At 47.1% G+C, this 1,263-nt stretch carries 3 protein-coding genes; all 3 read right to left on the bottom strand.

All coding sequences use genetic code 11. The features are described 5' to 3' along the window. Window positions 1-164, bottom strand: a 164-nt coding sequence (locus tag R8N28_RS25395; RefSeq protein WP_318183679.1) for an HPr family phosphocarrier protein, incomplete at its 3' end; no start/stop codon positions are given. A 2-nt stretch (window positions 165-166) separates the two neighbouring features. Beyond that, window positions 167-1,030, bottom strand: a complete 864-nt coding sequence (rapZ, locus tag R8N28_RS25390; RefSeq protein ID WP_182021047.1) for an RNase adapter RapZ — start codon at window positions 1,028-1,030, stop codon at window positions 167-169. 14 nt (window positions 1,031-1,044) lie between these two features. After that, window positions 1,045-1,263 (bottom strand): PTS sugar transporter subunit IIA (locus tag R8N28_RS25385; protein ID WP_318183678.1); only part of this gene is annotated, 219 nt, incomplete at its 5' end.

Genomic DNA, 1,263 nt, shown 5'->3' with positions numbered 1-1,263 from the left:
AACATCAACAGCCCCATCACGCTGTCTGCGGTGGCGGTTTTGTCTTCTTCGTTGTCGATGGTTACTACAGCATCAAAGCTTTGCGCAAGTTCTACCAACTTAACTGCGGCGCGCGCGTGTAACCCAAGACGATTTTGAATCAATACTTTACGACTTAACTCCACTGCTACTCCTTAGCATTTTTCTCGAGCGAGGTGTGACGAATCTGAACTTGATGCCCTTTATCCGCAAAGTACTCGCCAATCTGTTGGGTTAAATACACTGAGCGGTGCTTGCCGCCAGTACAGCCAATGGCTACGGTGAGATAGCTGCGATTATTTTTTTCGAGCAAAGGTAGCCAAGTTTCAATAAAACTTTCTATCTGGTACTTGAGGCTCAATACCGACTGGTGCTGTTCCAAAAACGCAGCGATAGGAGCATCTAACCCCGTCAGTGGGCGCAGTGCAGGTTCCCAGTGTGGGTTTGGTAGGAATCGCACATCAAATACGTAATCTGCATCAGACGGAAGGCCGTATTTAAAGCCGAATGATTCAAAGACCATCACCAAGCCTTTGCGATCACGTCCTTCTACTCGCATGCGAACTGTTTCACTCAGTTCATGCAAAGACTGACCGCTACTGTTGAGGATTAAATCCGCATGCGCTTTTAGTGGTGTCAGGATCTCTTTTTCTCGCTCGATAGCTTGATCGAGCGATAGCGACTGACCGCCTAATGATAGCGGGTGGATGCGACGAGTTTCGCTGTAGCGTTTGAGCAAGGTTTCCTTATTGGCGTCTAAGAAAAGTACGGTTACATCGAGTTCAGTTTTTAGCTGCTCTAATGTGCCAGTCAGTTCTTTGAGCTTTTTTGGGATGTTGCGGATATCAATGCTCACCGCAACATTTTGCTTGCTGTCAGCGATGGAATGTACAAACGCATCCAATAGGTTTACTGGTAGGTTGTCGACACAGTAGTACCCCAAGTCCTCTAGCACGCGCAACGCAACACTTTTGCCTGCACCAGAGTGCCCGCTAACAACAATTAATCGCATGGTGATCGTCCTGCTTATTGGTGAATCATGATGTCGTAAAGTTCTTCATCACTCTGAGCATTGCGTAGCAATTTCAGTACTTGCTTGTCGCTCAGACGTTCTGCCATAGAGGATAGAGTCTTGAGGTGCTCTTTGCACTGTTCTTCTGGTACAAGGAGTGCAAACAAAAGGTCGACAGGTCGATTGTCAATCGCATCAAATTCAATTGCTTCATCGCATTGCAGAAGTACCGC

It is taken from the genome of Vibrio sp. Vb1554 (genome assembly GCF_033344235.1).
This window is presented reverse-complemented; position numbering and strand designations above follow the sequence as displayed.

Excerpts from the sequence above, each read along its gene's own strand:
- rapZ (WP_182021047.1), bottom strand. The coding sequence starts at position 1,030 with ATGCGATTAATTGTTGTTAGCGGGCACTCTGGTGCAGGCAAAAGTGTT.